Below are 26342 nucleotides of genomic sequence, written 5' to 3'. Positions count from 1 at the left end.
GGCGGCCTCCGATCCGCGCCACCGGCGTCCCGCGCCGCGGATCGCCGCACCCGGCGGGCGGCCCACTATCATGCGGGCACAGTCCCCTCACGCAGGAGCGCCGCCATGGCCTCGGTCAACAAAGTCATCCTCATCGGCAACCTCGGGCGCGACCCGGAAGTGCGCTACGCCCCCAGCGGCTCGGCGATCTGCAACGTCACCATCGCCACCAGCCGGCAGTGGAAGGACAAGACCAGCGGCGAGCGCCAGGAGGAGACCGAATGGCACCGCGTGGTGTTCTACGACCGCCTGGCCGAGATCGCCGGCGAGTACCTGAAGAAGGGCCGCCCGGTCTACGTGGAAGGGCGCCTGAAGACCCGCAAGTGGACCGACAAGGACGGCGTCGAGAAGTACACCACCGAGATCGTCGCCGACCAGATGCAGCTGCTGGGCAGCCGCGAAGGCATGGGTGACGGCGGCGGCGAAGGCGGCGGTGGCGGCGGCCAGCGCAGCGCCCCCGCGGCGCGCCCGCCGGCGTCGCGCCCGGCCGCGGCCCAGAAGTCGTCGACCGGCTTCGACGACATGGACGACGACATCCCCTTCTAGAGCCCCGCGCCCGGCGGCCGGTCGGCCGCGAGTCGGGCGCCTGCACCGCGTCGACGAGCCTCAGCGCCCCGCTTCGCCGGGGCGCTTTGCTTGGTGGCGGCCCCGCGAAGGGCGATACCCCTGGACGATTGCGGGTCTTTATGAACTCGGCGGTTTGCAACTTGAACTGATGAGTTCATACTTGCCCCTGGCAGTTTTCTTTGCCACGGAGTCCGCACCCGGCGTCGCCGCCCGCGGGCCCGCCAACCCCTTCAGGAGTTCGACGCGATGAGGCAGTCATTCATCAAGATCGCAGGTGTGGTTTTGGCTGGCGCGCTAGTAAGCGCTTGCGGAGGCCATGACGACGACGAGACCGGCAACCTGGTCCAGGTGGCCCAGGCCAATGGCTTCTCGGCCCTGCTCGCAGCCGCCACCCGGGCCGGCCTGGACGACGACCTGGCCGCGGCCAGCGCCAACGGCCTGACGGTGTTCGCACCCACCAATGCCGCCTTCACCACCCTGGCCACCCAGCTCGGCTTCGCCGACGCCAACGCGATGGTCGCGGCCCTGCCGCCGTCGGCCCTGGCCAGCATCCTGAGCTACCACGTGCTGCCGGCCCGCCGCACCGCCGCCGACCTGGCCGCCGGCGGTTCGACGCAGTCGACGATCTACACCTACAACGCGGCGCCCGCGCGCCTGACGCTGAACACGACCGCCGGCGTGCGCATCACCGATGCGGTGCTGAACACCGCCGCCGTCACGACCGCCAACGTCGAGGCCAGCAACGGCGTCATCCACGTGGTGGACAAGGTGCTGGTGCCTCCCGGCGTGCTGACCGTGCTGCAGATGGCGCAGACCAACCCGACGGCGTTCTCGACCCTGACGGGCGCCGTGGGCTCGGCGGGCCTGACGTCCACGCTGAACAACCCGGCGGGCACGTTCACGGTGTTCGCACCGACCAACACCGCGTTCGCCGCCATCGCCAGCACCGTGGCCGGTCTGACCACGCCGCAGCTGCAGACGGTGCTGACCTACCACGTGCTCGGCACCCAGGTGCTGTCCAGCGGCATCCCCTTCGGCACCCCGGTGGCCACGGTGTCGGGCCAGAACATCACGATCAACAACGGCACCCCGCCGGTGATCGCGACCATCACCGACACCACCACCACGCCGGCCAACATCGTGGCGGTGGACGTGCGTGCCAGCAACGGCGTGATCCACGTCATCAACAAGGTGCTGCTGCCCACGCTGTGAGGCCGCGGGCCCGGGGCATCATCGGCGCATGCCGACGACGCCCCGCCTGATCCTCCTTCCCGGCCTGGCCTGCGACGCCCACCTGTGGGCTGCGCAGGCCTTTTCGCTGGAGGCGGCGGGCTGGCGCTGCGCCACCACCGACGTCCACACCCGCGAGCCGTCGCTGGAGCGCATGGCCGCCACGCTGCTGGCCGAGCACCCCGGGCGGCTGGTGCTGGCCGGCGCGTCGATGGGGGCGATGGTCGCCCTGCACGCCGCGCTGCAGGCGCCCGGCCGCGTGGCGGCCCTGGTGCTGGTGGGCGCCAGCGCCCGCGCCGACGACGCCGAGCTGCAGCGGTTGCGCGCCGACGCCATCGCGCACTTCGAGCAGGGCGACGTGGAGCCCTTCCTGCGCGCCAACGCGCCGCTGGTGCTGCACCCGCGCCAGGCCGCGGACCCGGTGCTGGTGGACGACTACCTCGCCATGGTGCTGCGCGCCGGCGCGGCGCAGCTGGTGGCGCAGAACCGCGCCGTGATGCAGCGCCCCGACCTGCGCCCGCGCCTGCCGGCGCTGGGCTGCCCGATACTGCTGATCACCGGCGAGACCGACGCGGTGACGCCGCCCGAGCACGCGCGCGAGATCGCCGCCGCGGTGCCCCACGCGCAACTGCACCTGATCGACGGCGCCGGCCACCTGCCGACGCTGGAGACGCCGCTGCGCGTCAGCCGGCTGATGCAGCAGTGGCTCGAGGCGCTGCGCTGAGGCCGGCCGCTGCGCCCGGCCAGGGCTCGGCCGAGCCGATGACCCCGCCGCCCAGGCACACCTCGCCGTCGTAGACCACTGCGCTCTGGCCCGGCGTCACCGCCCACTGCGGCTCGTCGAAGGCGAGCGCCAGGTCGCCGTCGGCCAGGGCCAGCCGGCAGGCGGCGTCGGCCTGGCGATAGCGGGTCTTGGCCGCGTAGCGCCCCGGCGCCGGCGCGCTGCCGGACACCCAGCTCAGGTCGCCCGCGCGCAGCGCCGACGACTGCAGCGCCGGGTGCTCATGGCCCTGCACCACCACCAGGGCGTTGCGGGCGAGGTCCTTGCGCGCCACGAACCACGGCGCATGCTCGCCCGCCGCGTCCGCCCGGCCGCGCACCCCGCCGATGCCCAGCCCCTGGCGCTGGCCGAGGGTGTAGAAGCTCAGGCCCACGTGGGCGCCCAGGCGGCGCCCGCGCTCGTCCTCGATCGGCCCCGGCGCATGGCTCAGGTAGCGGTTGAGGAACTCGCGGAACGGCCGCTCGCCGATGAAGCAGATGCCGGTGGAGTCCTTCTTCTTCGCGTTGGGCAGCCCGATCTCGGCGGCCACGCGCCGCACCTCGGTCTTGCGCAGCTCGCCGACCGGAAACCAGGTCCGCGCCAGCTGGGCCTGGGTCAGGCGGTGAAGGAAGTAGCTCTGGTCCTTGGCCGGGTCCAGCCCCTTGAGCAGCTCGAAGGCCCCGGCGCGCTCGCGCACGCGGGCGTAGTGGCCGGTGGCGATGCGCTGGGCCCCCAGGCGCAGGGCGTGGTCCAGGAAGGCCTTGAACTTGATCTCGGCATTGCACAGCACGTCCGGGTTGGGCGTGCGGCCGGCGGCGTACTCGCGCAGGAACTCGGCGAAGACGCGGTCCTTGTAATCGGCGGCGAAGTTGACGTGCTCGATCTCGATGCCGATCACGTCGGCCACCGCGGCGGCGTCGACGAAGTCGACGTTGCTGGAGCAGTACTCGCTGTCGTCGTCGTCCTCCCAGTTCTTCATGAACAGGCCGACGACCTCGTGCCCCTGCTGCTTGAGCAGCCAGGCGCTGACCGCGGAGTCCACACCGCCGCTCAGACCGACGACGACGCGTTCCTTCCGGGCCATGGCGCGATTATCGGTGGCCGGGCCGCCGCCGTTGGATCCCGGCGGAACATGACCGCGCTCAAGAGCGACGCGGCAGGACGCGGTCTGTAATAAGCTCGCGCCCTGCCGCCGAGACGGCCGGAGCGACTTTCGAGGAGACCTGCACCATGCTGATCGGCGTACCGCTCGAGACGGCGCCGGGCGAGACCCGTGTTGCCGTCACGCCCGAGACGGCCAAGAAACTCAAGGCCCAGGGCCACTCGGTCCGGGTGCAGTCCGGGGCCGGGATGGCCGCGCACTTCACCGACGAGGCCTATGCCGCCGTCGGGGCCGAGATCACCGACCGCGCCGGCGCCTTCGGCGCCGAGCTGGTGCTCAAGGTGCGCAACCCCTCGCTCGACGAGCTGCCGATGATGAAGACCGGCGCCGTGCTGGTGGGCATGCTCAACCCCTTCGACCGCGACGGCCTGACGCGCCTGGCCGGCGCCGGGCTGACCAGCTTCGCGCTCGAGGCCGCGCCGCGCACCACGCGCGCGCAGAGCATGGACGTGCTGTCCTCGCAGGCCAACATCGCCGGCTACAAGGCGGTGATGATCGGCGCCGACAGGTACCAGCGCCTGATGCCGATGCTGATGACCGCCGCCGGCACCATCAAGGCCGGCCGCGTGGTGATCCTGGGCGTGGGCGTGGCGGGCCTGCAGGCCATCGCCACCGCCAAGCGCCTGGGCGCCGTGATCGAGGCCAGCGACGTGCGGCCCTCGGTCAAGGAGCAGGTGGAATCGCTGGGCGCGAAGTTCATCGACGTGCCCTACGAGACCGCCGAGGAGAAGGAAGCCGCCGAGGGCGTGGGCGGCTACGCCCGCCCGATGCCGCCGTCCTGGCTCGAGCGCCAGAAGGTCGAGGTGGCCAAGCGCGTGGCCCAGGCCGACGTGGTGATCTCCACCGCGCTGATCCCCGGCCGCGCCGCGCCGACGCTGATCACCGAGGAGATGGTCAGGTCGATGAAGCCGGGCTCGGTGATCGTCGACATGGCCGCCGGCAAGGGCGCTCCCGGCCCGCACGGCGGCCCCGGCGGCAACTGCCCGCTCACCGAGGCGGACCGCACGGTGGTGCGCCATGGCGTCACGCTCGTGGGCGAGACCAACCTGCCGGCCCTGGTGGCCACCGACTCGAGCGCGCTGTACGCCCGCAACGTGCTCGACTTCCTCAAGCTCATCGTCACCAAGGAAGGCGCGCTCGCCATCCCCGGCGACGACGACATCGTGACCGCGTGCATGGTCACGCGCGACGGACAAGTGCTGCGGAGCTGACCACCATGGAACTCGTGTCACCGACCATCCTGAACCTGATCATCTTCGTGCTGGCCATCTACGTGGGCTACCACGTGGTGTGGACCGTCACGCCCGCGCTGCACACGCCGCTGATGGCGGTGACCAACGCGGTGTCGGCCATCGTGATCGTGGGCGCCATGCTGGCCGCCGCGCTCACCGAGACCGGCCTGGGCAAGACCATGGGCGTGCTGGCGGTGGCGCTGGCGGCGGTCAACATCTTCGGCGGCTTCCTTGTCACCCGGCGCATGCTGGAGATGTTCAAGAAGAAAGAGAAGAAGTCCGGCGCCGCGGAGGGCAAGCAATGAGCCTGAACGTCGTCACGCTGCTGTACCTCGTCGCCAGCGTGTGCTTCATCCAGGCCCTCAAGGGCCTGTCGCACCCGACCACGTCGATCCGCGGCAACCTGTTCGGCATGGTCGGCATGGCCATCGCCGTGTTCACCACCGCGGCGCTGATCGTCAAGCTGGCCGGCGGCAACGCCTTCGGCATGGTGTGGGTGCTGCTGGGCCTGGTGGCCGGCGGCGCCTACGGCGCCTGGCGCGCCAAGACGGTCGAGATGACCAAGATGCCCGAGCTGGTGGCGTTCTTCCACAGCATGATCGGCCTGGCGGCGGTGTTCATCGCCATCGCCGCGGCGGTGGAGCCCTGGGCGTTCTCGATCACCGACAAGGGCGGCGCGATCCCGCACGGCAACCGGCTCGAGCTGGCGCTGGGCGCGGCCATCGGCGCCATCACCTTCAGCGGCTCGGTCATCGCCTTCGGCAAGCTGTCGGGCACCTACAAGTTCCGCCTGTTCCAGGGCGCGCCGGTGGTGTTCGCGGGCCAGCACATGATCAACGCGGCGCTGGGCATCGCGATGCTGGTGCTGATCGCGATCTACACCGTCAACCAGTCCAACGTGGCCTTCGCCGCGCTGCTGGTGCTGGCCTTCATCGTGGGCGTCACGCTGATCATCCCGATCGGCGGTGCCGACATGCCGGTGGTGGTGTCGATGCTCAACAGCTACTCGGGCTGGGCGGCCGCGGGCATCGGCTTCTCGCTCAACAACAGCATGCTGATCATCGCGGGGTCGCTGGTGGGCAGCTCGGGCGCGATCCTGAGCTACATCATGTGCAAGGCGATGAACCGGTCGTTCTTCAACGTGATCCTCGGCGGCTTCGGCGGCGAGGCGTCCACCGCGGCGGCCGGCGCGCAGCAGCAGCGCAACGTCAAGAGCGGCAGCGCCGACGACGCGGCCTTCGTGCTGGGCAATGCCGAGACCGTGATCATCGTCCCCGGCTACGGCCTGGCGGTGGCGCGCGCGCAGCACGCGGTCAAGGAGCTGGCCGAGAAGCTCACGCACAAGGGCATCACGGTCAAGTACGCGATCCACCCGGTGGCCGGCCGCATGCCGGGCCACATGAACGTGCTGCTGGCCGAGGCCGAGGTGCCCTACGACCAGGTGTTCGAGATGGAGGACATCAACGGCGAGTTCGGCCAGGCCGACGTCGCGATCATCCTGGGTGCCAACGACGTGGTGAACCCCGCCGCGCTGCAGAAGGGCACGCCGATCTACGGCATGCCGATCCTCGAGGCCTACAAGGCGCGCACGATCATCGTCAACAAGCGCTCGATGGCCGCCGGCTACGCCGGTCTGGACAACGAGCTGTTCTACATGGACAAGACGATGATGGTCTTCGGCGACGCCAAGAAGGTGGTCGAGGACATGGTCAAGGCCGTCGAGTAGACCTGCTCCGGCGCCACCGGGCCCAAGGCAGCCGTCAGTCCGGCCCGGCGGCGCCATGGAACCCGCGCGGCGGATCGGTCGCATCGCGCTGGAGCCAGTTGCCGGGAGCCCATCGCGCCCGGCCGTCCACCACGTGCAGCGTGTAGGCCAGGCGAGACTGCGCCGAGCGGTTGGGTGCGCTGGCATGCGGCAGATGGCCGTGGAACACCACCAGCGCGCCGGCGTCCACCTCGAGCGCCCGCGTCTGCGGCCCTTGCGGCCACGGCGTGTCGTCCAGCCGCACCATCTCGAATCCCGTGCCGTCGCTTCGGCGCTGGAAGCGTTCGCGCAGCACGCCCTGCGGCCCGCGATGCGCTCCCGGCGCCACCCAGAGGCAGCCGTTGTCGCAGCGGGCATCTTCGAGGGCGAACCACAGGCCCAGCACCGATGACGGCTCGGTGATCAGGAAACTGGCGTCCTGGTGCCACATCACCTCGCCGCCGATGCGCGGCTGCTTGAAGATCAGCATCGACTGAACCAGACGCGGATCGGCGATGCCCAGGTCGGCCACCAGGGCGGCCAGCCGCGGGTCGCGCGAGAAGCGGTCGAACACCGGGTCGCGGTCGTGCAGCGCGTGGCCGATCTTGTTCACGGCGCGCTCCTTGGGCACCCGCAGCCGTCCCCCGTCGTCGACGGCCTCCTCCTCGAGGAAGCAGCGCACCGAGCCGGCAGAGTCGGCCAGCGCCTGCTGCGACAGTCGCTCCCGGTCCCGCGATGAGAACACCGCGGCGTCGCCGGCAGGGGGCTCGAAGGCGTCCACCAGGGCCCGGGCCCGGTCGCGCAGGGCGGCGACGGCGTCGGGCGCAGCAAAGCGCGGCAGCACCAGGACGCCGTCGCGTGTCCAGTCGTCGATCTGGTCCGGGGTGAGAAAGGCTGGCATGACGGTTGCGTCCTCGACACACGATCCGCTGCGCCGGTCTGGCGCCTCTCGACGGGTCGGCTTCGCGCGCGGATGATGCCGGCCTTCGCCCCGTTTGTCCCGCCGCCCCAAACCGAGGAGTCCCCATGCACCGACTTGTCGCCCGCCGCCTGCCGCCGCACCATTTGCTGGCAGCCGCCGCACTTGCCGCACTCCACGGCGGCGCCGCCGCCCAGGCCACCGACGCCGAAGCCGGCAAGGTGCAGACCATCACCGTGACGGCCGAACGCCGTGAAGAGAACGTCCAGCGCATTCCCAACTCGGTGAGCGTCATGTCCTCCGAGCTGCTCGAAGTGCTCAACACCAGCGGCCAGGACGTCCGCATGATGGCCGGTCGCGTGCCCAGCCTGAACATCGAGTCGTCGTTCGGCCGCGCCTTCCCGCGCTTCTACATCCGGGGCTACGGCAACACCGACTTCCGGCTCAATGCGTCGCAGCCGGTGTCGCTGGTGTACGACGACGTGGTCCAGGAGAACCCGATCCTCAAGGGCTTCCCGGCCTTCGATCTGGCCCAGGTCGAGGTGCTGCGCGGCCCGCAGGGGTCGCTGTTCGGACGCAACACGCCGGCCGGCGTGGTGAAGTTCGAGTCGGTGCGCCCGACCTTCGGCCGCATGGAAGGCTACGGCAGCATCTCCCTGGGCACGCTGTCCACCGTCAATGCCGAAGGCGCGGTCAACATGCCGCTGTCGTCCACGTCGGCTGTGCGCCTGTCGCTGCTGAACCAGACGCGCAAGGACTGGGTGGACAACACCTTTGCGGCCGGGCCGACGAAGGAGCTCGAGGGCTACCGCGACAGCGCCCTGCGCCTGCAGTGGCTGACGCAGCCGACCAAGGACTTCAGTGCCCTGGTGAACCTGCACGCGCGCGACTACGACGGGTCGGCACGCCTTTTCCGCGCCAACATCATCCGGGTCGGCAGCAACGACTTCGTCGACGGCTTCGACGAGAAGAAGATCTCCATCGACGGCCGCAACGAGAGCGAGCTGCAGAACTACGGCGGCAGCGTCAAGCTGCGCTGGACGCTGTCGCCGACCCTCAAGCTGCACTCGATCACCGGCTACGAGCAGGTACGCACCTACAGCCGCGGCGACATCGACGGCGGCTTCGGCGCGAGCTTCCTGCCGCCGGGCTCGTTCGGGCCGGGCACGATCCCGTTCGCGTCGGAAACCGCCGATGGCCTGCCCAAGCATTCGCAGTGGACCCAGGAACTGCGGCTGGAGTCCGACACCCGCGGCCCGATCGACTGGCAGGCCGGCGTGTTCCTCTTCAAGGAGGACTACAAGGTCGAAAGCTTCAGCTACGACTCGCTGGCCGCCAACGCGCAGGACGGCTATCAGCGCATCCGCCAGAAGAACGACGCCTGGGCCGTGTTCGGCGCGGCCAGCCTCGCCGTCAGCCCGCAGCTGAAGCTGCGCGGCGGCCTTCGCTTCACGGAGGACAAGAAGAAGCTGTCGGTGGAAGCCTACGAGGCCAGCGGCTTCGCCCCCTGCATCGGGCCGACCATCGGCGCGCTGCCGCCGCCGGTGCGCTGCACGCTCGCCGACCTGCTGGCCGCCGAGGGTCCCGGGGGCAGCCTGTCGGCCGCGCCGCGCGATCGCAAGGTCAACTGGGACCTGTCGGCCAGCTACGCGCTCGACAAGGACATCAACCTGTACGCGCGTGCGGCCACGGGCTTCCGCGGCAGCAGCGTCCAGAGCGCCAGCGCGTTCAACGGCAAGTCGGTGGCCGACGCGGAGAACAACACCTCGGTCGAGGCCGGCATCAAGGCCGACCTGTTCGACCGGCGTGCGCGGGTCAACTTCGGCGTGTTCAGCTACCGCGTGAAGGACCTGCAGCTCACCGCCGTGGGCGGTGCGGCCAACGCCAACATCCTGCTCAACGCGAAGAAGGCCACCGGCCAGGGCTTCGAGCTCGACATGCAGGCGTACGTCAGCCCCAACCTGATGGCGGCGTTCGGCCTGGGCTACAACGACACGCAGATCAAGGATCCGGCGCTGGAAGTGGCCGGCTGCGGTGGCGGCTGCACGATGACCGACCCGGTGGGCCCCAACGGCGGCCGCCTGGTCAACGGCAATCCGCTTCCGCAGGCGCCCAAGGTCACGGCCAACCTGACCCTGAAGTACACGCTGCCGTCCACCGCCGGTGGCGAGTGGTACGTGCTGACCGACTGGGTCTATCGCAGCAAGATCAACTTCTTCCTGTACGACTCGGTCGAGTTCACGGGTCGGCCGCTCACGGAAGGGGGCGTGCGCGTGGGCTACCTGTTCGGCAACGGCAAGTACGAGGTCGCCGCCTACGGCCGCAACATCACGAACCAGATCCGCATCGTGGGCGGCATCGACTTCAACAACCTCACCGGCTTCATCAACGAGCCGCGCACCTGGGGCGTGCAGTTCAAGGCCGTGTTCTGAGACCGGCTGCGTCAGCCCCGGCGATGAGGCGCGCCCGCTGGGCCGCAGGGTGGCTGGCCGCTGCCCTGCTGGTGCCGGGCGCGCCGGCGCGTGCCCAGCCGTCCGCGCCGACACCGGCGGTGATCTATGGGCTGGGCGGCAAGTTCGACCGCTCGTTCAACCAGGCGGCCTGGCAGGGCGCCGAGCGCTGGAAGGCCAACGCCGGCCGCGCCTACCTGGAGTTCGAGATCGTCAATGCCGCGCAGCGCGAACAGGCGGCGATGCGTCTCGTCGAGCGCGGCGCGCAGCCTGTGGTGGCGGTGGGCTTCCCGCAGGCGGCCACGATCGCCAAGGTGGCGCGGGCGCACCCGCAGGTGCCCTTCGCGATCATCGACGCGGTGGTCGATCTGCCCAACGTGCAGAGCTTCGTGTACCGCGAGCACGAAGGCAGCTTCCTGGCCGGCATGCTGGCGGCCATGGCCAGCCGCACAGGCAAGGTGGGCTTCGTCGGAGCGATGGACATCCCCCTGGTGCGCAAGTTCGCCTGCGGGTTCGAGCAGGGCGCTCGGCATGCCAATCCCAAGGCGGTGGTCTTCACGAGCCTGATCGGCAACACGCCCGCCGCCTGGACCGACCCTGCACGCGGCGCCGAGCTCACCAAGGCGCAGGTGGCACAGGGCGTGGACGTCGTCTTCGCTGCCGCGGGCACCAGCGGTCTGGGCATCCTGCAGGCCGCGCGCGACGCCGGCATCCTGGCCATCGGCGTGGACAGCAACCAGAACGGCCTGCACCCGGGCACGATGCTGACGTCGATGGTCAAGCGCGTGGACCTGGCGGTGCAGCAGTCGTTCGAGGGCATCCGGCCCGGCGTGACGTCGCTGGGATTGCGCGAGGGCGGCGTGGACCTCGCGATGGACGAGCACAACGCGCGTCTCGTGACGCCGGCGATGCGCGCGCGCATCGATGCCGCCCGCGCCGACATCGTGCAGGGCCGCCTGCGGGTGGTGGACTACACGGTCGCAACGGCCTGCCGCTGAGGGCCGCACGCACAGGCACCCATGAGGGTGATCCGCCCTAGGGGCTTGCCCTGCCCCGGGAGGGGCGGGGCGCTATCGAATCCCCTGATGCTTGCCGCTCGGTGGCGCCCGCAGAATCGGCCGCCACCCCTGGAGCGTGCGAGATGGACAAGATCTGGCTCAAGCACTACCCGGCCGGCGTGCCGGCGGAGGTGAAGACCGACCTGTACCCCTCGCTGGTGGCCCTGCTCGAAGAGAGCTTCGCCCGCTACCGCGACCTGCCGGCTTACAAGTTCATGGGCAAGGCGATCGGCTTTGCCCAGGTGGACGACCTGTCGCGCGCCTTCGCGGCATGGCTGCAGGCCCAGGGCCTGGCCCGCGGCGACCGCGTCGCCATCATGATGCCCAACGTGCCGCAGTACCCGGTGGCGGTGGCGGCGATCCTGCGCGCGGGCTACGTGGTGGTCAACGTCAACCCGCTGTACACGCCGCGCGAGCTCGAGCACCAGCTCAAGGACTCGGGCGCGCGGGCGATCGTCATTCTCGAGAACTTCGCCGCCACGCTGCAGCAGGTGATCGACGCGGTGCCCACGCGCAAGGTGGTGCTGGCGTCCATGGGCGACATGCTCGGCCTGGTCAAGGGCACGATCGTCAACCACGTGGTGCGCAACGTGCGCAGGATGGTGCCCGCGTTCCAGCTGCCCGGCGCCGTGCGCTTCAAGGACGCGCTGGCCCAGGGCCGTCGCCTCGCGCTCGTCGCGCCGTCGATCGGCCCCGACGACGTGGCGGTGCTGCAGTACACCGGCGGCACCACCGGCGTCAGCAAGGGCGCGGTGCTGCTGCACCGCAACCTGATCGCCAACCTGCTGCAGGCCGAGGCCTGGTACCAGCCGGCGCTGAAGAAGATCCCGCCCGGCGAGCAGATCCACACCGTGTGCGCGCTGCCGCTGTATCACATCTTCGGCTTCAACACGAACATGATGCTGGGCATGCGCATGGGCGGCTGCAACATCCTGATCGCCAACCCGCGCGACATCCCGGGCACGCTCAAGGAGCTGTCGGCGCACCGCTTCCACAGCTTTCCCGCGGTGAACACGCTGTTCAACGCGATGGCCAACCACCCGGACTTCGACAAGGTGGACTGGTCGTCGCTGAAGATCAGCGTCGGCGGCGGCATGGCGGTGCAGAGCGCCACCGCCAGACTCTGGCTCGACAGGACCGGCTGCCCCATCGTCGAGGGCTACGGCCTGTCCGAGACCTCGCCGTCGGCCACCTGCAACCCGGTCGACAGCACGGCCTACAGCGGCAACATCGGCCTGCCGATGCCCGGCACCGACATCCGGCTGCTCGACGACGACGGGCGCGAGGTGCCCCCCGGCACGCCGGGCGAGATCGCGATCAAGGGCCCGCAGGTGATGGCCGGCTACTGGCAGCGCCCGGACGAGACCGCCAAGGTGATGACCGCCGACGGCTTCTTCCGCACCGGCGACATCGGCACGGTCGACGAGCGCGGCTACTTCAAGATCGTCGACCGCAAGAAGGACATGATCCTCGTGAGCGGCTTCAACGTGTACCCGAACGAGGTCGAGGACGTGCTCACGCAGATGCCCGGCGTGCTCGAGTGCGCCGCGGTCGGCGTGCCCGACGACAAGGCCGGCGAGGCGGTCAAGGTGGTGGTCGTGCGCAAGGACGACAAGATCACCGCGGCGGACGTGAAGGCCTACTGCGAGGCGCATCTCACCGGCTACAAGCGGCCGCGCATCGTCGAGTTCCGCACCGACCTGCCCAAGTCGCCGGTGGGCAAGATCCTGCGCCGCGAGCTGCGCGACGCGCCACGCCCGGCCAGCCAGTAAGCTGCGCCCATGGCGACCCCCCGCATCGCGGTCGTCAGCGCGATGCGCGAGGAGCTGCACGCGCTGCACGACGACCTGCACGGCCCGCGCATCGAGCGCGTGGCCAGCCGCGACTTCCACCTCGGCACGCTGCACGGCCGGCCGGCGCTGCTGGTGCTGGCCGGCATCGGCAAGGTGGCCGCCGCCACCACCACCGCGCTGCTGCTCGACCGGTTCGAGGTCGACGCGGTGCTGTTCACCGGCGTGGCCGGTGGCCTGGGCGAGGGCGTGGCCGTGGGCGACGTCGTGGTGGGCGACACGCTGCTGCAGCACGACATGGACGCCTCGCCGATCTTTCCGCGCTGGGAGGTGCCGCTGACCGGCCGCTCGCGCTTTGCGGCCGACACCGCCTGGACCGACCGCCTCGCTGCGGGGGCGCGCCAGGCCGGCCACGCCGTGCACCGCGGCCTCGTCGTCAGCGGCGACCGCTTCGTGTCCACCACGGCCGAGAGCGCCGCCATGCGCGCGCTGCTGCCCGACGCGCTGGCGGTGGAAATGGAAGGCGCCGCCGTGGCCCAGGTGTGCCACGACTTCGGGCGCCCGTTCGCCGTCATGCGCACCATCTCCGACCGCGCCGACGATGCCGCGCACGTGGACTTCCCGCGCTTCGTGGCCGACGTCGCCAGCGGCCTGACGCGCCGCATCGTGCGCGAAGCCCTGACATGACAGCCCCTGGCTCGCTGCGCTCGCGTCCCCCGAGGGGAGCTCAGGCCGCTTGGGGCGGCCCGGCGCTGGCCTGAGGACCCGACTCGATGCCTCCCCGTCTCTATGCTGCGGACAGCGTGCTCGCCGCGGGCGAGCGCGAGCTGCCGGCCGAGGCGGCGCGCCACGCGCAGGTGCTGCGGCTGCAGCCGGGCGACGCGCTGACGCTGTTCGACGGCCATGGCGGCGAGTGGTCGGCCGAGGTGGCGGCGATGGGCCGGCGCGACGTGACGGTGCGCGTGCGCGAGCACCACGCGACGGAACGCGAACTGCCGCTTTCGGTGACGCTGGCGCTGGGCATGCCCGCCGGCGAGCGCATGGACTTCGTGGTCGAGAAGGCCACCGAGCTCGGGGCGGGGGCCATCGTGCCGCTCGTCACCGCACGGTCGGTGCTACGGCTGTCCGGCGAGCGCGCCGAGCGGCGCCGGGCGCACTGGCAGGCCATCGCGGTGGCGGCCTGCGAGCAGTGCGGCCGCAACCGCGTGCCCGCGGTGCAGGCGCCTCAGGCGCTCGAAGCCTGGCTGGCGTCGCTGCCCGCCGACGCGCCGCCGGACGAGCAGCGCCTGCTGCTGGGTTGGCGTGACGCTGCGCCCTGGGCGGGCGCGGCGCGCGGCGCTGCCGCGGTGCGCCTGCTGAGCGGGCCGGAAGGCGGCCTCACCGACGCCGAGGAGGCGCTGGCGCGGTCGCGCGGCTTTCGCGTCGCCACGCTGGGACCGCGCGTGCTGCGGGCCGACACGGCGCCGCTGGCCGCGCTGGCCGCGCTGGGGCTGGACACGCCGGCCTGACGCAGCGCCGGCGCCGCAGGTCGCCTGACGACGCTTCAGGGCACCTCGCGAAGGGCCTGGACCACGACCCCCCAGGCCATCGCCGCCAGCCCGGCCAGCAGCGCGAACGACTGCGCCGGCGAAGCGCTCGTCGGCGGGCCCACCACCCACCACAGGCCGCCTGCGACGGCCACGCCGGTCGCCGCACCGAGCCAGCGCCAGCGGCCCGCGCGTCGCTCGCCGGCCTGGCGGCGCTGCAGCAGCGCCAGCGCCACCGGCCCGTCCAGCGGCGGCAGGGCGCCCGCCGCGTCGTGCCGCACGCGCTGCATCACGGCCCGGGTGAAGGCGTCGTCGTCGAGACGCTCGTCGTCGCGCACGCTCAGCAGCGCCTCGAGCGCCGCGTCGTCGGTCAGCCAGGTCATGGTTCGTCTCCTCGATGGCCCTGCCAGGCCGCCAGGTGCTCGCGCAGGCGCGCCTTGCCGCGCGCCACATGCGACTTGAGCGTGCCGAGTGGCCAGCCCAGCACCTGGGCCGCCTCGGCATGCGTCAGGTCGAGCTGGAAGCAGTGGATCAGCGCCAGGCGCTCGGGCTCGGGCAGCGCGGCCAGCGCGCGCTCGACGTCCAGGCGCTGCACGGTGCGGCCGCTCGGGTCGGGCACGGCGACGGCGGCGTCCGCGTCGTCGTCGGGCGGCTCGACCGCGTCGGGCGCGGCGCGGCGGCCGTGCGCCAGCCATGCATTGAGCGCGATGCGGTGCAGCCAGGTGGACACCCGGGCATCGCCGCGGAAGGTGCCGACATGACGCCAGGCCAGCACGAAGGTCTCCTGCGCCAGGTCGTCGGCCAGTGCCGCGTCGCCGCGCGTCAGGCGGCGCAGCTGACGGCGCACGCGGGCCTGGTGCTCGCGCACCAGGGCCTCGAACGCGTCGGGCCGCAGGGGTGCCGATGGTGCCGCATCGGTCATCGCGGCATCAGTCGCCGCTGGCCGGGCCGTCCTGGCGCGCGCGCGCCTTCTCGGCGTCCTGGGCGTCCAGGTGCAACGCGATCAGCTGCGCCAGGCCGATGAAGACCAGCAGGCCGCCGATGCCGATCAGGAAGCGCATGTCCATGATGGCGAACATCAGCGCCACGCCCAGGCCGGTGCCGATCGTCGTGAAGGCGCGAAAGCGCGGCGTGCCCAGGGTCGGGCGCTGGTCCTGCGGCGGGTCGAGCAGCTCGCGCGGCACGGGCATGCCGCGGTCGGCGAAGTACTTCACCGTGTCGTAGAGCTTGGAGCGCTGGCGCTCGCGGTAGTGCAGCACCACCCACAGGATCAGCAGCGGCAGCGCGATGCCGGCCAGCGGGATGGTCAGGCCGGCGATCTTGGGCAGGATGGAAAGGTCCACGTCGGTCTCCAGGCAGGGGGAATGTCCACTTGGATGCCGGCAGGGCGGCCGGCGGATGCAGTCGCCGCGAAAAAAGTTTCGGGGCGCCCGGCGTCAGCCGCGGGCCGAGCCGGCGACCATGTCGAAGCGGAACAGCCGGCACTCGATCGGCCCGTTCCACATCGGCACGCGGCGGCTTTCCTTCAGCCGCATCAGCGACGGCAGCTTCATCTCGGGGGCCAGCACCCAGGCGGTCCAGCCCGGGTAGTGGCGCTTCCAGTGCGTGGCCAGCGCGGCGAAGAAGTCCGCCGGCGTGCCGTCGCCGTCGAAGCCCTCGCGCGCGGCGGCCTGGCCGCGGCCCTTGGCCTCGATGCGCTCGCCGTAGGGCGGGTTCAGCACCATAGTGCCCTGCGGCGCGGGCGGCAGGCGCTGCAGCGCGTCGGCGGTCTTGAACTCGATCGCGCCGGCCACGCCGGCCCGTGCCGCGTTGCGCTGCGCGAAGTCGGTCATGCGGAAGCTCACGTCGCCGGCGAAGATCGGCACCGCGCTGGCATGCACGCGCTCGCGCGCGGCCTGCGCCATCGCGCGCCAGGCCGGCAGGTGGGTGCGCCAGGGCGCCAGGCGCTCGAACGCGAAGCGGCGCGACAGGCCCGGCGCCATGCCGCAGGCGATCTGCGCCGCCTCGATGGCGATGGTGCCGGCGCCGCAGCACGGGTCGAGCAGCGGCCCGTCCTCGGCGCGGCCCTGCCAGCCGGCGGCGGCCAGCATCGCGGCGGCCAGCGTCTCCTTCAGCGGCGCCTCGCCCTTCTGCGCGCCGGCGTCGCGCCAGCCGCGCTTGAACAGCGCCTCGCCCGAGGTGTCCACGTACAGCGTGGCGTGGGTGGCGGTGAGGTGCAGGGCGAGCGGCAGGTCGGGGTGACGCGTGTCCACGCTCGGGCGCTCGCCGGTGGCCTCGCGCAGCACGTCGCACACCGCGTCCTTGATGCGCAGCGTGGCGAAGTTCAGGCTCTTGAGCGGCGAGCGCTGCGCCGTGGTGTCCACGCGCAGCGTCTGGCGCGGCGTGATCCAGGCGGTCCAGTCGACGGTGCGCGCCAGCTCGTACAGCTCCAGCTCGTGACGGTAGGGCCCGTGCGCCAGCGGCCACAGCACGCGCTGCGCGAGCCGGCTCTCCAGGTTGAGCGTCATGGCCGTGACGTGGTCGCCCATCACGGTGACGCCGCCGCGCTGCTCGCCCAGGCGCGCGCCGGGGCCGAGCAGGCGCTTGCACTCGTCGATCAGCAGCGACTCGACGCCCTGCGCGCAGGGCAGGAACAGCGCCACCAGCGGCGGCCGGGCGGGAGCCGTCATACCGCCCGCCGCAGGTTGGCGGGCGCGATCTTCAGCGCTTCGCGGTACTTGGCCACCGTGCGGCGCGCCACCTGGATGCCCTGCTCGGCCAGCATGGCCGACAGCTGGTGGTCCGACAGCGGCTTGTCGGCCGGCTCCACCGCCACCAGCTGCTTGATCAGCGCCCGCACGGCGGTGGACGACGCATTGCCGCCCGCCTCGGTGGCCAGGGCCGAGCCGAAGAAGTACTTCAGTTCGAAGGTGCCCAGCGGCGTGGCCATGTACTTGGCGGTGGTCACGCGCGAGATGGTGCTCTCGTGCAGGCCCAGCTCGTCGGCGATCTCGCGCAGCACCAGCGGCCGCATCGCGATCTCGCCATGGGTGAAGAAGCCCTTCTGGCGCTCGACGATGGCCTGCGACACGCGCACGATGGTGTCGAAGCGCTGCTGCACGTTCTTGACGAACCAGCGCGCCTCCTGCAGCCGCGCCGCCAGCGGCGAGCTGCCGTTGCCGCGCGCGCCCTTGATCGCCTGGGCGTACAGGTCGTTGATGCGCAGCCGCGGCATCACGTCCGGGTTGAGCACCACCTTCCAGCCGCGGCCGGTCTTCTGCACGATCACGTCGGGCACCACCACCGCGCCCTCGGAGCGGCCGAAGGGCCGCCCGGGCTTGGGTTCGCAGGTCACGATCAGGCCATGCGCGGCGCGCAGCAAGTCGTCGTCGGCGCCGGTGGCCGCGGCCAGCTTCTTGAAGTCGCGCCGGGCCAGCAGGTCCAGGTGCTGCTTGCAGATGATCACTGCCACGGCCTGCACCTCGCTGCGCGGCTGCGCGCGCAGCTGCAGCACGAGGCATTCCGACAGGTTGCGCGCGCCCACGCCCGGCGGCTCCAGGCTCTGCAGCCAGCGCAGCGCGCAGTTCAGCCGCTCGACCAGGGCCTCGCGCTCGTCGGCGTCGGCCTCGTCGGGCACGAGCTGCTGCGCGATCTCCTCGGGCGTGTCGGCGAGGTAGCCGTCCTCGTTGAGCGAGTCGATCAGCACCTGCACCGCGGCACGGTCCTCGGGCGACAGGCGCATGCCGGCGAGCTGGCGCTCGAGGTGCTCGGCCAGCGTCGGCCCCTGGGTGGAACGCTCCTGCGGCTCGAAGTCGTCGTCGCCGCTGCCCGCGGCGCCGCTGCCGGCCAGCGACGGCGTCTCGCGGATGCCGTCGAAGTCGTCGCCCTCGGTGCCGTTGGCCCAGTCCTCGCGCTCGGTGGTGCCGAAGTCGGCGTTGTCGACCCCGGACGCGGCGTCGCCGCCCGCGTCGGAGTACGCGGCCTCGTCGGCCGCGCCGTCGTCGCCGCCCACCGGCTCGTCGCGCGGCAGCGTGCGCTCGGGCAGCGGCTCGTTCAGCGGCACCGCCGCGGTGTCCTCGTCGGCCTCCAGGAAGGGGTTCTGCTCGAGCATCTGCTCGACTTCCTGATGCAGCTCCAGCGTCGACAGCTGCAGCAGCCGGATCGACTGCTGCAGCTGCGGCGTCAGCGCCAGGTGCTGCGACAGCCGGACCTGCAACGACGGCTTCATGGACAGACTCTCGCGCCCACGGTCACATCCGGAAGTGCTCGCCGAGGTACACCTTGCGCACGTCGGGGTTCTCGACGATGGCCTCGGGCGTGCCTTCGGCCAGCACGTTGCCCTCGCTGATGATGTAGGCCCGGTCGCAGATGCCCAGGGTCTCGCGCACGTTGTGGTCGGTGATCAGCACGCCGATGCCGCGCGCCCGGAGGAAGCCGATGATGCGCTGGATCTCGATCACGGCGATCGGGTCCACGCCGGCGAAGGGCTCGTCCAGCAGGATGAAGCGCGGCTGCGTGGCCAGCGCGCGGGCGATCTCCACGCGGCGCCGCTCGCCGCCCGACAGCGCCGGGGCCGGGCTGGTGCGCAGCTTCTCGATCGACAGGTCGGCCAGCAGGCCGTCGAGCAGGCGGTCGATCTGCGCCGCGGGCAGCGCGCGGCCGTCGGGCCCGTGCTGCAGCTCGAGCACGGCGCGGATGTTCTCCTCCACCGTGAGCTTGCGGAAGATCGACGCTTCCTGCGGCAGGTAGGACAGGCCCAGGCGCGAGCGCTGGTGGATCGGCATGCCCTGCACCGGCGCGCCGTCGATGGTGATCTCGCCGGCGTCGGCCCGCAGCAGGCCCACCACCATGTAGAACGTGGTGGTCTTGCCGGCGCCGTTGGGGCCGAGCAGGCCCACCACCTCGCCGGCGGCCACCGCGAGATGCACGTCCTTGACCACCGTGCGCGTGCCGTAGCGCTTCTGCAGGCCGCGGGCCTCGAGCCGGCTGGCGGCGGTGCTGCCACCGGAGGGGGCGAACCCGTCCGGCGCGACGCTGGGGGACCTCATTTCGGCGCGGACGCCGCGGCGTCGGGGCGGGGCGTGAGCACCACGCGGACGCGCCCGCCGGACGGTGCCGAGGCCCCGGCGGCGGCCGGCGCGCCGCCCTGCACGCTGAAGGTCTCGTTGCCGTTGTCGTAGGTGATCAGGCTGCCGGTGATCTCGTCGGCCGGCGTGCTGCCGCGCAGCCGCCGCACCTGGGCGTTGCCGGCGAAGCGCACCACGTCGCCGCGGCTGTCGTACTCGATGCGGTCGGCCACGCCTTCGATCGTCTCGTCGACGCCTTCGCGCTTCTGGCGGAAGCTGGCCGGCCGGCCGGGCGAACCGAGCGCGGTGGCGCTGCGGTGGCCGTCCGGCCGCTCGCGCACCTCGACCTTCTCGGCGCGGATCGCCATCGTGCCCTGGGCCACGACCACGTTGCCGTTGAACACCACCACCTGCTTGATCAGGTCCAGCGTGCCGGGCTGGTCGGCCTCGATCGTCAGCGGCTTGCCGCGGTCGGCCTTCTCGGCCCAGACCGGCAGGGCGAGGCCGGCGGCGAGCGCGGCGGCCAGGGTCAGGGCGGGGAATCGGCGTTTCATGAGGGCACGGAACTTGCAGGCCATTCTAGCGGCCGTTCCTGGAACAGCCGCGTCGAATGACACGGATTTCGTTCGGGTGCACCCGGCGGGCGAGGCCGCCGGCGGCCCGGCGCGCGGGCCGGGTCGGCGTCAGGCCGGCTTGCGGGCGCGCTGGATCAGCAGGTCGGCCACCTGGAGCGCGCGCTCGTGGCCGCCGGCCAGCGAGCCGGACGTGAACCAGCGCCCGTGGATGCCCAGCGTGGGCACGCCGTCGATCTTGTAGGCCTCGGACAGCTGCTTGGCCTGACGCACCTTGGTGGCCACGCCGAAGGACTTGTAGGTCTCGACGAACTTGGCGCCGTCGCCGCCGGCCGAGCTCACGAAGGCGGCCAGGTCGGCGTCCTTGTCCAGGCGCTGGCGCTGCACGTGGATGGCGGCGAACACGCGCTTGTGCAGCTGCTCGGCCAGGCCCATCGCCTCCAGGGCATAGAACAGGCGCGCATAGCCCTCGAACGGCGCATTGAACGCCGCGGGCACGCGGCGGAAGGCCACGTCGGCCGGCAGGCGCTTGATCCACGGCTCGAGCATCGGCTCGAAGGCGTAGCAATGCGGGCAGCCGTAGGAGAAGAACTCGATGACGTCGATCTTGGCGCCGGCCGCCACCGGCACCGGCGGGTTCAGACGCACGAAGTCGCGCCCCTCGACAGGGGCCGCGCCCTGGGCCCGGGCCAGGCCCGAGGCCAGCAGCAGGGTGGCGGCGCCGGTGCCACAGGTGAGTTCGCGTCGATTGATCATGGTGATTCGGTTTCTTGTGGGGTCGGAACCCGTCGGATCGGTTTGCGGCCTCAGCGTTCCACCCGCACCAGTGCGGCCTCGACGCCGTTGCCGGCCAGCTTCTCCTGGGCGGCGTCGGCGTCCGACTTGCGGTCGAACGGGCCCACGCGCACCCGGTACATCGTGCGGCCGGACTGCTCGCGCTCGCTGACCTTGGCCGTCATGCCCATCAGGCTGACGCGGGCACGTTGCTGCTCGGCCTCGTCCGGGCGGGCGAAGGCGCCGACCTGAACGTAGTAGGTGAACGGGTCGACGCCCGGTTTGGTGGACTTGGCGGCGGGGGCCGACGCCGGCGCGGGCACCGCCTCGCCGGCCAGGATGGCGGCCGGGTCGCGCTTGGACACCGGCGCGCTGGCGGCCGGCCGCGCGGGCACCGGCGGGGCCACGGCCACGCCGGGCGGCGGCGCGGCGCCGCTGGCCGCGGGGCGCGGCGGAGCCGGCTTGCCCGCCAGCGGGGCGTTCGGGTCCCAGTTCTTGTTGCGCTCGGCCTCGGCCGCGTCCTGCTCGGCCGTGCGCTGCGGCACCTTGTTGACGAAGGGCACCGGCACCTTGGTGACGTACAGGGCCACGCCCAGCGCCAGCGCCAGACCGATGAGCAGGCCGACGATCAGGCCGAGGGCGAAGCTGCCGCGCTGGGAGGTCATGCGTCTTGAGGTTCGGTTGGGGTTTCGCGTTCCATGCGTTCGGGCGCGGACACGCCCAGCACGCCGAGCGCGTTGCGCAGCACCTGGGCCGTGGCGGCCAGCAGCGCCATGCGCGAGCGCGCCAGGGCCGCATCATCGACCAGAAAGCGCTCGGCCGCGTAATAGGAATGAAACGCCGACGCCAGCGAGCGTGCATAGAACGCGACGTCGTGCGGCGCCAGGCTGGCCGCGGCGCGCCCGAGCATGGCCGGGTAGTCGGCCAGCGCCAGCATCAGCGCCGCCTCGGTGGGCGCCGAAAGCCGCGACAGGTCGGCCTGCGCCAGCGTGGCCGGGTCGCCGCCGCGCTCGCGCCAGGCCGCCAGCACCGAGCAGATGCGGGCATGCGCGTACTGCACGTAGAACACCGGGTTCTCGTCGTTCTGGGCCAGCGCCAGGTCGACGTCGAAGGTGTACTCGGTGTCGGCCTTGCGGCTGATCAGGAAGAAGCGCACCGCGTCGCGGCTGGTCCAGTCGATCAGGTCGCGCAGCGTGACGTAGCCGCCGGCGCGCTTGCTGATCTTGACCTCGGCGCCGCCCTTCATCACCGTGACCATCTTGTTGAGCACGTAGTCCGGGAAGCCCTGCGGGATGCCCATGCCGGCGGCCTGCAGGCCGGCGCGCACGCGTGCGATCGTGCCGTGGTGGTCGGTGCCCTGGCAGTTGATGCACTTGGTGTAGCCGCGGCTCCACTTGTCGATGTGGTAGGCCACGTCCGGCACGAAGTAGGTGTACGTGCCGTCGGACTTGCGCATCACGCGGTCCTTGTCGTCGCCGTACTCCGTGCTGCGCAGCCACAGCGCGCCGTCGGCCTCGTAGGTGTGGCCCGAGGCCTGCAGGCGCGCCACGGTGGCGTCGACCTTGCCGTCGCGGTACAGGCCCGACTCGAGGAAGTAGTTGTCGAACTTCAGGCCGAAGGCGCGCAGGTCGAGGTCCTGCTCGTGGCGCAGGTAGGCCACCGCGAACTCGCGGATGCCGTCCAGGTCGGCCGGGTCGGCGCTGGCGGTCACCTGGCGGTCGTCGGCCCTGACCGTCTTGCCGGCCAGGAAGTCGGCCGCGATGTCGGCGATGTAGTCGCCCTGGTAGGCGGCCTCGGGCCAGCCGGCGTCGCCGGGCGCGAGGCCGTCAACGCGCGCCTTGACCGACGCGGCCAGCGTAGCGATCTGCACGCCGGCGTCGTTGTAATAGAACTCGCGCGTGACCTGCCAGCCCTGGGTGGCGAACAGGCTGCACAGCGAGTCGCCCAGCGCGGCCTGGCGCGCATGGCCCAGGTGCAGCGGGCCGGTCGGGTTGGCCGACACGAACTCCACCAGCACGTGCTGGCCGTTGGACGGCTGCACGCCGAAGCGCTCGCCCGCGCCCAGCACCTCGGCCACCACGGCCTGCTTGGCCGCGGGCGCGAGGCGAAGATTGATGAAGCCCGGGCCCGCGATCTCCAGTGCGCCGACCCAGCGCTGCACCGCCGGCTGCGCCTGCAGCGCAGCCACCAGGCGCTGCGCCAGCTCGCGCGGCGGCACCTTGGCCACGCGGGCGAGCGGCATCGCCGCGGTGATGGCGAGGTCGCCGTGCGACGCCTGCTTGGGCGATTCGAACGCGGGCGTGGTGCCGTGGCCCGGGACCGTGTCCTCGAGCGCCTGGGCCAGCGCTGCGAGCAGCTCCTGTTGGGCCTGGATCATGGGCGGATTCTAAGGATCGACCCGGCGCGCCCGCCGCGCGCGCCGCCGCGCCGGCCGCCGGGCGGGCCCGCCGATTCGTGAAGTTGGCCCGCTGCGGCGGCCCTGTTCGGCGGACCGGCCGACGCCGTTCGTGGCGAACATCACGCTCCGAGCCCCGCCTGTCCGTACCGCCATGTCCGCACTCGCTCCGCAGCAATACCCTCGATCCGCCATGCGAGCCGACGCCCAGAAAGCCCAGCGACTGCCGCGCCAGGTCGGCAAGTACCGCATCCTCGGGCGCCTGGGCGAGGGCGCCACCAGCGAGGTGCTGCTCGGGCGCGACGAGTTCCACGGCCGCGAGGTGGCGATCAAGTGCGTGCGCCCGCCCGACAGCCCCGCCACGCCGGGCGGCGACAGCCAGTTCTACGAGCGCTTCTTCGCCGCCGAGGCGGCACTCGTGGGCCGGCTGCAGCACCCGAACATCGTGCAGATCTACGACGCGGTGGCCGACCCCAAGCGCCCGCACCTGGTGATGGAGTACGTGCCGGGCACCACGCTCAAGGCCTTCTGCCGCCCGGACGCGCTGCTGCCGCTGGAGCAGATCGTCGAGATCGGCTTCAAGTGCGCGATGGCGCTGGGCTACGTGGCGCGGCAGGGCCTGATCCACCGCGACGTGAAGCCGGCCAACCTGCTGGCGCTGATGGACGGCGACCGCCTGATCGACGTGAAGATCACCGACTTCGGCAGCGTGCTGCAGCTCGACGCCGAGCGCACCCAGATCCACCGCGTCGGCTCGCTGGCCTACATGTCGCCCGAGCAGCTCGACGGCGGCACGCTCGACGCGCGCGCCGACATGTACTCGCTGGCCGCGGTGCTGTACCACCTGATCTCGGGCCGGCCGCCCTTCGAGGGCCCGACCCAGGCCGCGCTGATGCACCAGGTGTTCCACGAGACGCCGGCCCCGTTGACCGAGCTGCGCGAGGGCGTGCCGCCAAGCCTGGACGCGCTGGTGCGGCGCAGCCTGGCCAAGGCGCCCGACGAGCGCCCGGCCACCTGGGACGAGTTCGCCCAGGGCCTGGCCGGCGTGATCGCGCGACGCGAGGTGCCGCTCGGCCGTGTGCAGGGCGTGCTCGACTCGGAGCGCTTCAACCTGCTGCGCGCGCTCGACTTCTTCGCCGAGTTCGGCGACGTCGAGCTGTGGGAGGTGGTGCACCGCGCCAAGTGGCAGCGCTTCGCCTTCGGCCATGCGCTGTACAAGCAGGGCCAGCAGGGCCGCGACTTCCACATCATGGCCGCCGGCGGCGTGGACGTGTTCCGCGAGGGGCGGCGCGTGGCCGAGCTCGGCCGCGGCACGTCGGTGGGCGAGATGGCCTACCTCGCGCCCAGCCCCGACCTGCGCACGCACCGCGCCGACGTGATCGTCAACGCGCCCACCACCACGGTGTCGTTCAACCCGGACACGCTGGCCCAGCTGTCGCCGGGCACGCGGCATCGCTTCGACGACGCCTTCATCAAGGTGCTGGTGCGGCGGCTGCACGCCGCGCACGAAGCGCTGGACCACCCGCGCCGGATCCTTTGAACTGGGGATAAGGCGCCGGACAAGGGCAAACCTGTAGGCCCGGCGGGCGGGCCGGGCGTTGGGCGCCTTGCCGGGGGGGATGCAAGCTGCTCCAATCCTTCGCGGCTTTCGTGCCCGGAAGCATGCTCCTGGTTCCAAAACCTGAAAAAGGAAACGCCCCGATGAAGCAACTGATCACCGCCCTGGCCCTGGCCTTCGCCGCCACCGCCTCGTTCGCCGCCAGCCATGCGGCCGCGGCCCCGGCCAAACCGGCCGCTTCCGCCGCCGCACCCGCCGCGGCGCCGGCCGCCAAGGCCGACGCCAAGCCCGCCGGCAGCCCGGCCTGCGAGAAGTCCGCCGACGACAAGAAGCTCGCCGGCGCCGCCCGCACCAGCCACATCAAGAAGTGCATGGCCGACGCCAAGCCCGCGGCCAGCCCGGCCTGCGAGAAGTCCGCCGACGACAAGAAGCTGGCCGGTGCCGCCCGCACCAGCCACATCAAGAAGTGCATGGCCGACAGCAAGAAGGGCTGATCCGCCCTTCCTGACGGGCTCAGCCCGCCTGCTGGGCCGCGCCTTCGCCGGCGTGGTCCCAGTAGGCGGCGTCGCCCCAGGTGTGCTTGAGGAAGTCGATCCACAGGCGCACGCGCAGCGGCAGGTGCTTGCGCTGCGGAAACACCGCGTAGATGCCGTTGGGCGGCGCGGCGAAGTCCTCCAGCACCTTGACGAGGCGGCCGCTGGCCAGGTCCTGCGCCACCTCCCAGGTGCTGCGCCAGGCGACGCCCATGCCGAGCAGGCACCACTCGTGCAGCACCTGGCCGTCGCTGCAGTCCAGCCGGCCCGACGGCCGCAGGTGCGTCACCGCACCGTCCACCTTGAACGCCCAGCCGCGGGTCTGGCTGGCGTCGGAACTCAGCGTCAGGCACTCGTGGCGGTGCAGGTCGGCCGGCGTCTTCGGCGTGCCGGCGCGCTTCAGGTAGGCCGGCGAGGCCACGCACAGGCGCCGGTTGTCGGCCAGGCGCACGCTCACGAGGCTGGAATCGGGCAGGTCGCCCACCCGCACGGCGCAGTCGAAGTTCTCGTTGACGATGTCCACCACCCGGTCCGACAGGTTCAGCGACACGTGCACGTCCGGGTGCTGGGCCAGGAAGCGCGGCACCATCGGCGCCACGTGGCGGCGCCCGAAGCCGGCTGGCGCGGTGATGCGCAAGTAGCCACTGGCTTTCACGCCGCCCGCGCTGACGCTCGCTTCCGCATTGGCCAGGTCGCCCAGCACGCGCTGGCAATCGTCGAGAAAGGCGCTGCCTTCGTGGGTGAGCGAGATGCGCCGCGTGGTGCGCACCATCAGCTTGACGCCCAGTCGCTCCTCGAGCGCGTCGATGCGGCGGCCGATCACCGCCGGGGCCACGCCCTCGGCCTTGGCGGCGGCCGTCAGGCTGCCCTTGGTGGCCACGCCGACGAAGGATTCGATCTGCTTGAGCTTGTCCATGTCAGCGCGGTGCCGGCGTCGTCATGCGCCCAATTTTGCATCGGAGTCACGAATCCACGCCATTTCAGGCAA

Annotated in this window: 26 protein-coding genes; 13 read left to right on the top strand and 13 right to left on the bottom strand. The window is 71.8% G+C overall.

Annotation, left to right across the window (positions count from 1 at the left end; translation table 11 throughout):
- Positions 1 to 105 precede the first annotated feature (105 nt).
- From ssb to AC2EAQ_RS12665, 3 genes are all read left to right on the top strand, one after another.
- Positions 106 to 585, top strand: coding sequence for a single-stranded DNA-binding protein (gene ssb, locus AC2EAQ_RS12675; RefSeq protein ID WP_484644362.1), 480 nt, complete (start codon positions 106 to 108; stop codon positions 583 to 585).
- Positions 586 to 852: 267 nt separating this feature from the next.
- On the top strand, positions 853 to 1818 hold the full coding sequence (locus AC2EAQ_RS12670; RefSeq protein ID WP_484644359.1) for a fasciclin domain-containing protein: 966 nt from the start codon (positions 853 to 855) through the stop codon (positions 1816 to 1818).
- A gap of 28 nt (positions 1819 to 1846) precedes the next feature.
- Positions 1847 to 2560, top strand: a complete 714-nt coding sequence (locus AC2EAQ_RS12665; protein ID WP_484644357.1) for an alpha/beta fold hydrolase — start codon at positions 1847 to 1849, stop codon at positions 2558 to 2560.
- Here the strand turns inward: AC2EAQ_RS12665 and mnmA are convergent.
- The gene (gene mnmA, locus AC2EAQ_RS12660) at positions 2520 to 3680 is read right to left on the bottom strand and encodes a tRNA 2-thiouridine(34) synthase MnmA (RefSeq protein ID WP_484644354.1); all 1161 of its coding nucleotides are present in this window, start codon (positions 3678 to 3680) and stop codon (positions 2520 to 2522) included. The two genes, AC2EAQ_RS12665 and mnmA, sit on opposite strands and share 41 nt — an antisense overlap.
- Positions 3681 to 3826: 146 nt before the next feature.
- Here mnmA and AC2EAQ_RS12655 point away from each other — a divergent pair, with 146 nt between their 5' ends.
- The 3 genes from AC2EAQ_RS12655 to AC2EAQ_RS12645 are packed head-to-tail and all read left to right on the top strand — an operon-like array spanning position 3827 to position 6716.
- Positions 3827 to 4969: a Re/Si-specific NAD(P)(+) transhydrogenase subunit alpha gene (locus tag AC2EAQ_RS12655; protein WP_484644352.1), complete on the top strand. Its 1143-nt coding sequence runs from the start codon at positions 3827 to 3829 to the stop codon at positions 4967 to 4969.
- Positions 4970 to 4974: 5 nt separating this feature from the next.
- Positions 4975 to 5295 carry an NAD(P) transhydrogenase subunit alpha part 2 gene (locus AC2EAQ_RS12650; protein WP_484644350.1) on the top strand — a complete coding sequence of 107 codons (321 nt, stop codon included), beginning with the start codon at positions 4975 to 4977 and terminating at the stop codon, positions 5293 to 5295.
- On the top strand, positions 5292 to 6716 hold the full coding sequence (locus AC2EAQ_RS12645; protein ID WP_484644347.1) for an NAD(P)(+) transhydrogenase (Re/Si-specific) subunit beta: 1425 nt from the start codon (positions 5292 to 5294) through the stop codon (positions 6714 to 6716). The genes AC2EAQ_RS12650 and AC2EAQ_RS12645 overlap by 4 nt, the downstream gene beginning before the upstream one ends.
- A gap of 34 nt (positions 6717 to 6750) precedes the next feature.
- On the opposite strand, the gene AC2EAQ_RS12640 is transcribed toward AC2EAQ_RS12645, so the two are convergent.
- Positions 6751 to 7635, bottom strand: a complete 885-nt coding sequence (locus tag AC2EAQ_RS12640; RefSeq protein WP_484644345.1) for a phytanoyl-CoA dioxygenase family protein — start codon at positions 7633 to 7635, stop codon at positions 6751 to 6753.
- A 125-nt stretch (positions 7636 to 7760) separates the two neighbouring features.
- Between AC2EAQ_RS12640 and AC2EAQ_RS12635 the strand changes: the two genes are divergently transcribed.
- The 5 genes from AC2EAQ_RS12635 (at position 7761) to AC2EAQ_RS12615 (ending at position 14459) form a co-directional block, all read left to right on the top strand.
- Entirely contained in the window at positions 7761 to 10085 is a 2325-nt protein-coding gene (locus AC2EAQ_RS12635) for a TonB-dependent receptor (RefSeq protein ID WP_484644342.1), read from the top strand.
- A gap of 23 nt (positions 10086 to 10108) precedes the next feature.
- Positions 10109 to 11101, top strand: a complete 993-nt coding sequence (locus tag AC2EAQ_RS12630) for a BMP family lipoprotein (protein WP_484644340.1) — start codon at positions 10109 to 10111, stop codon at positions 11099 to 11101.
- Positions 11102 to 11244: 143 nt separating this feature from the next.
- A complete protein-coding gene (locus AC2EAQ_RS12625) occupies positions 11245 to 12933 on the top strand; it encodes a long-chain-fatty-acid--CoA ligase (RefSeq protein ID WP_484644338.1) in 1689 nt (562 codons plus the stop codon).
- 9 nt (positions 12934 to 12942) lie between these two features.
- Positions 12943 to 13638 (top strand): 5'-methylthioadenosine/adenosylhomocysteine nucleosidase, encoded by a 696-nt coding sequence (locus AC2EAQ_RS12620; RefSeq protein ID WP_484644334.1) that lies wholly within the window; start codon positions 12943 to 12945, stop codon positions 13636 to 13638.
- A gap of 86 nt (positions 13639 to 13724) precedes the next feature.
- Positions 13725 to 14459: a 16S rRNA (uracil(1498)-N(3))-methyltransferase gene (locus AC2EAQ_RS12615; RefSeq protein WP_484644332.1), complete on the top strand. Its 735-nt coding sequence runs from the start codon at positions 13725 to 13727 to the stop codon at positions 14457 to 14459.
- 35 nt (positions 14460 to 14494) lie between these two features.
- Here AC2EAQ_RS12615 and AC2EAQ_RS12610 read toward each other — a convergent pair whose 3' ends face one another.
- The 10 genes from AC2EAQ_RS12610 to argS all read right to left on the bottom strand — a co-directional run bounded on the left by AC2EAQ_RS12610 (position 14495) and on the right by argS (position 23245).
- Positions 14495 to 14860, bottom strand: coding sequence for a hypothetical protein (locus tag AC2EAQ_RS12610; RefSeq protein ID WP_484644329.1), 366 nt, complete (start codon positions 14858 to 14860; stop codon positions 14495 to 14497).
- Positions 14857 to 15399 (bottom strand): RNA polymerase sigma factor, encoded by a 543-nt coding sequence (locus AC2EAQ_RS12605; RefSeq protein ID WP_484644326.1) that lies wholly within the window; start codon positions 15397 to 15399, stop codon positions 14857 to 14859. The genes AC2EAQ_RS12610 and AC2EAQ_RS12605 overlap by 4 nt, the downstream gene beginning before the upstream one ends.
- Before the next feature lie 7 nt (positions 15400 to 15406).
- Positions 15407 to 15820 (bottom strand): DUF6249 domain-containing protein, encoded by a 414-nt coding sequence (locus tag AC2EAQ_RS12600; protein ID WP_484644324.1) that lies wholly within the window; start codon positions 15818 to 15820, stop codon positions 15407 to 15409.
- A gap of 93 nt (positions 15821 to 15913) precedes the next feature.
- On the bottom strand, positions 15914 to 17146 hold the full coding sequence (locus tag AC2EAQ_RS12595) for a THUMP domain-containing class I SAM-dependent RNA methyltransferase (protein WP_484644321.1): 1233 nt from the start codon (positions 17144 to 17146) through the stop codon (positions 15914 to 15916).
- On the bottom strand, positions 17143 to 18684 hold the full coding sequence (locus AC2EAQ_RS12590; RefSeq protein ID WP_484644319.1) for an RNA polymerase factor sigma-54: 1542 nt from the start codon (positions 18682 to 18684) through the stop codon (positions 17143 to 17145). Before AC2EAQ_RS12590 ends, AC2EAQ_RS12595 begins: the two co-directional genes overlap by 4 nt.
- A gap of 22 nt (positions 18685 to 18706) precedes the next feature.
- Positions 18707 to 19504, bottom strand: a complete 798-nt coding sequence (gene lptB / locus AC2EAQ_RS12585; protein WP_484644316.1) for an LPS export ABC transporter ATP-binding protein — start codon at positions 19502 to 19504, stop codon at positions 18707 to 18709.
- Positions 19501 to 20076, bottom strand: a complete 576-nt coding sequence (gene lptA, locus AC2EAQ_RS12580) for a lipopolysaccharide transport periplasmic protein LptA (protein WP_484644313.1) — start codon at positions 20074 to 20076, stop codon at positions 19501 to 19503. Before lptA ends, lptB begins: the two co-directional genes overlap by 4 nt.
- A gap of 129 nt (positions 20077 to 20205) precedes the next feature.
- Entirely contained in the window at positions 20206 to 20850 is a 645-nt protein-coding gene (locus AC2EAQ_RS12575; protein WP_484644311.1) for a thiol:disulfide interchange protein DsbA/DsbL, read from the bottom strand.
- A gap of 50 nt (positions 20851 to 20900) precedes the next feature.
- Positions 20901 to 21533, bottom strand: a complete 633-nt coding sequence (locus AC2EAQ_RS12570) for an SPOR domain-containing protein (protein ID WP_484644309.1) — start codon at positions 21531 to 21533, stop codon at positions 20901 to 20903.
- Complete coding sequence (gene argS, locus AC2EAQ_RS12565) at positions 21530 to 23245, bottom strand: arginine--tRNA ligase (protein WP_484644306.1); 1716 nt, start codon at positions 23243 to 23245, stop codon at positions 21530 to 21532. Before argS ends, AC2EAQ_RS12570 begins: the two co-directional genes overlap by 4 nt.
- 211 nt (positions 23246 to 23456) lie before the next feature.
- Between argS and AC2EAQ_RS12560 the strand changes: the two genes are divergently transcribed.
- Both AC2EAQ_RS12560 and AC2EAQ_RS12555 read left to right on the top strand, forming a co-directional pair.
- The gene (locus AC2EAQ_RS12560) at positions 23457 to 24803 is read left to right on the top strand and encodes a serine/threonine-protein kinase (protein WP_484644304.1); all 1347 of its coding nucleotides are present in this window, start codon (positions 23457 to 23459) and stop codon (positions 24801 to 24803) included.
- 161 nt (positions 24804 to 24964) lie between these two features.
- Entirely contained in the window at positions 24965 to 25315 is a 351-nt protein-coding gene (locus AC2EAQ_RS12555; RefSeq protein WP_484644302.1) for a hypothetical protein, read from the top strand.
- Between the two features lie 19 nt (positions 25316 to 25334).
- On the opposite strand, the gene AC2EAQ_RS12550 is transcribed toward AC2EAQ_RS12555, so the two are convergent.
- Positions 25335 to 26270, bottom strand: coding sequence for a LysR family transcriptional regulator (locus tag AC2EAQ_RS12550; RefSeq protein ID WP_484644300.1), 936 nt, complete (start codon positions 26268 to 26270; stop codon positions 25335 to 25337).
- Positions 26271 to 26342 lie beyond the last annotated feature (72 nt).

It is taken from the genome of Aquabacterium sp. T101 (assembly GCF_057219775.1).
This window is presented reverse-complemented; position numbering and strand designations above follow the sequence as displayed.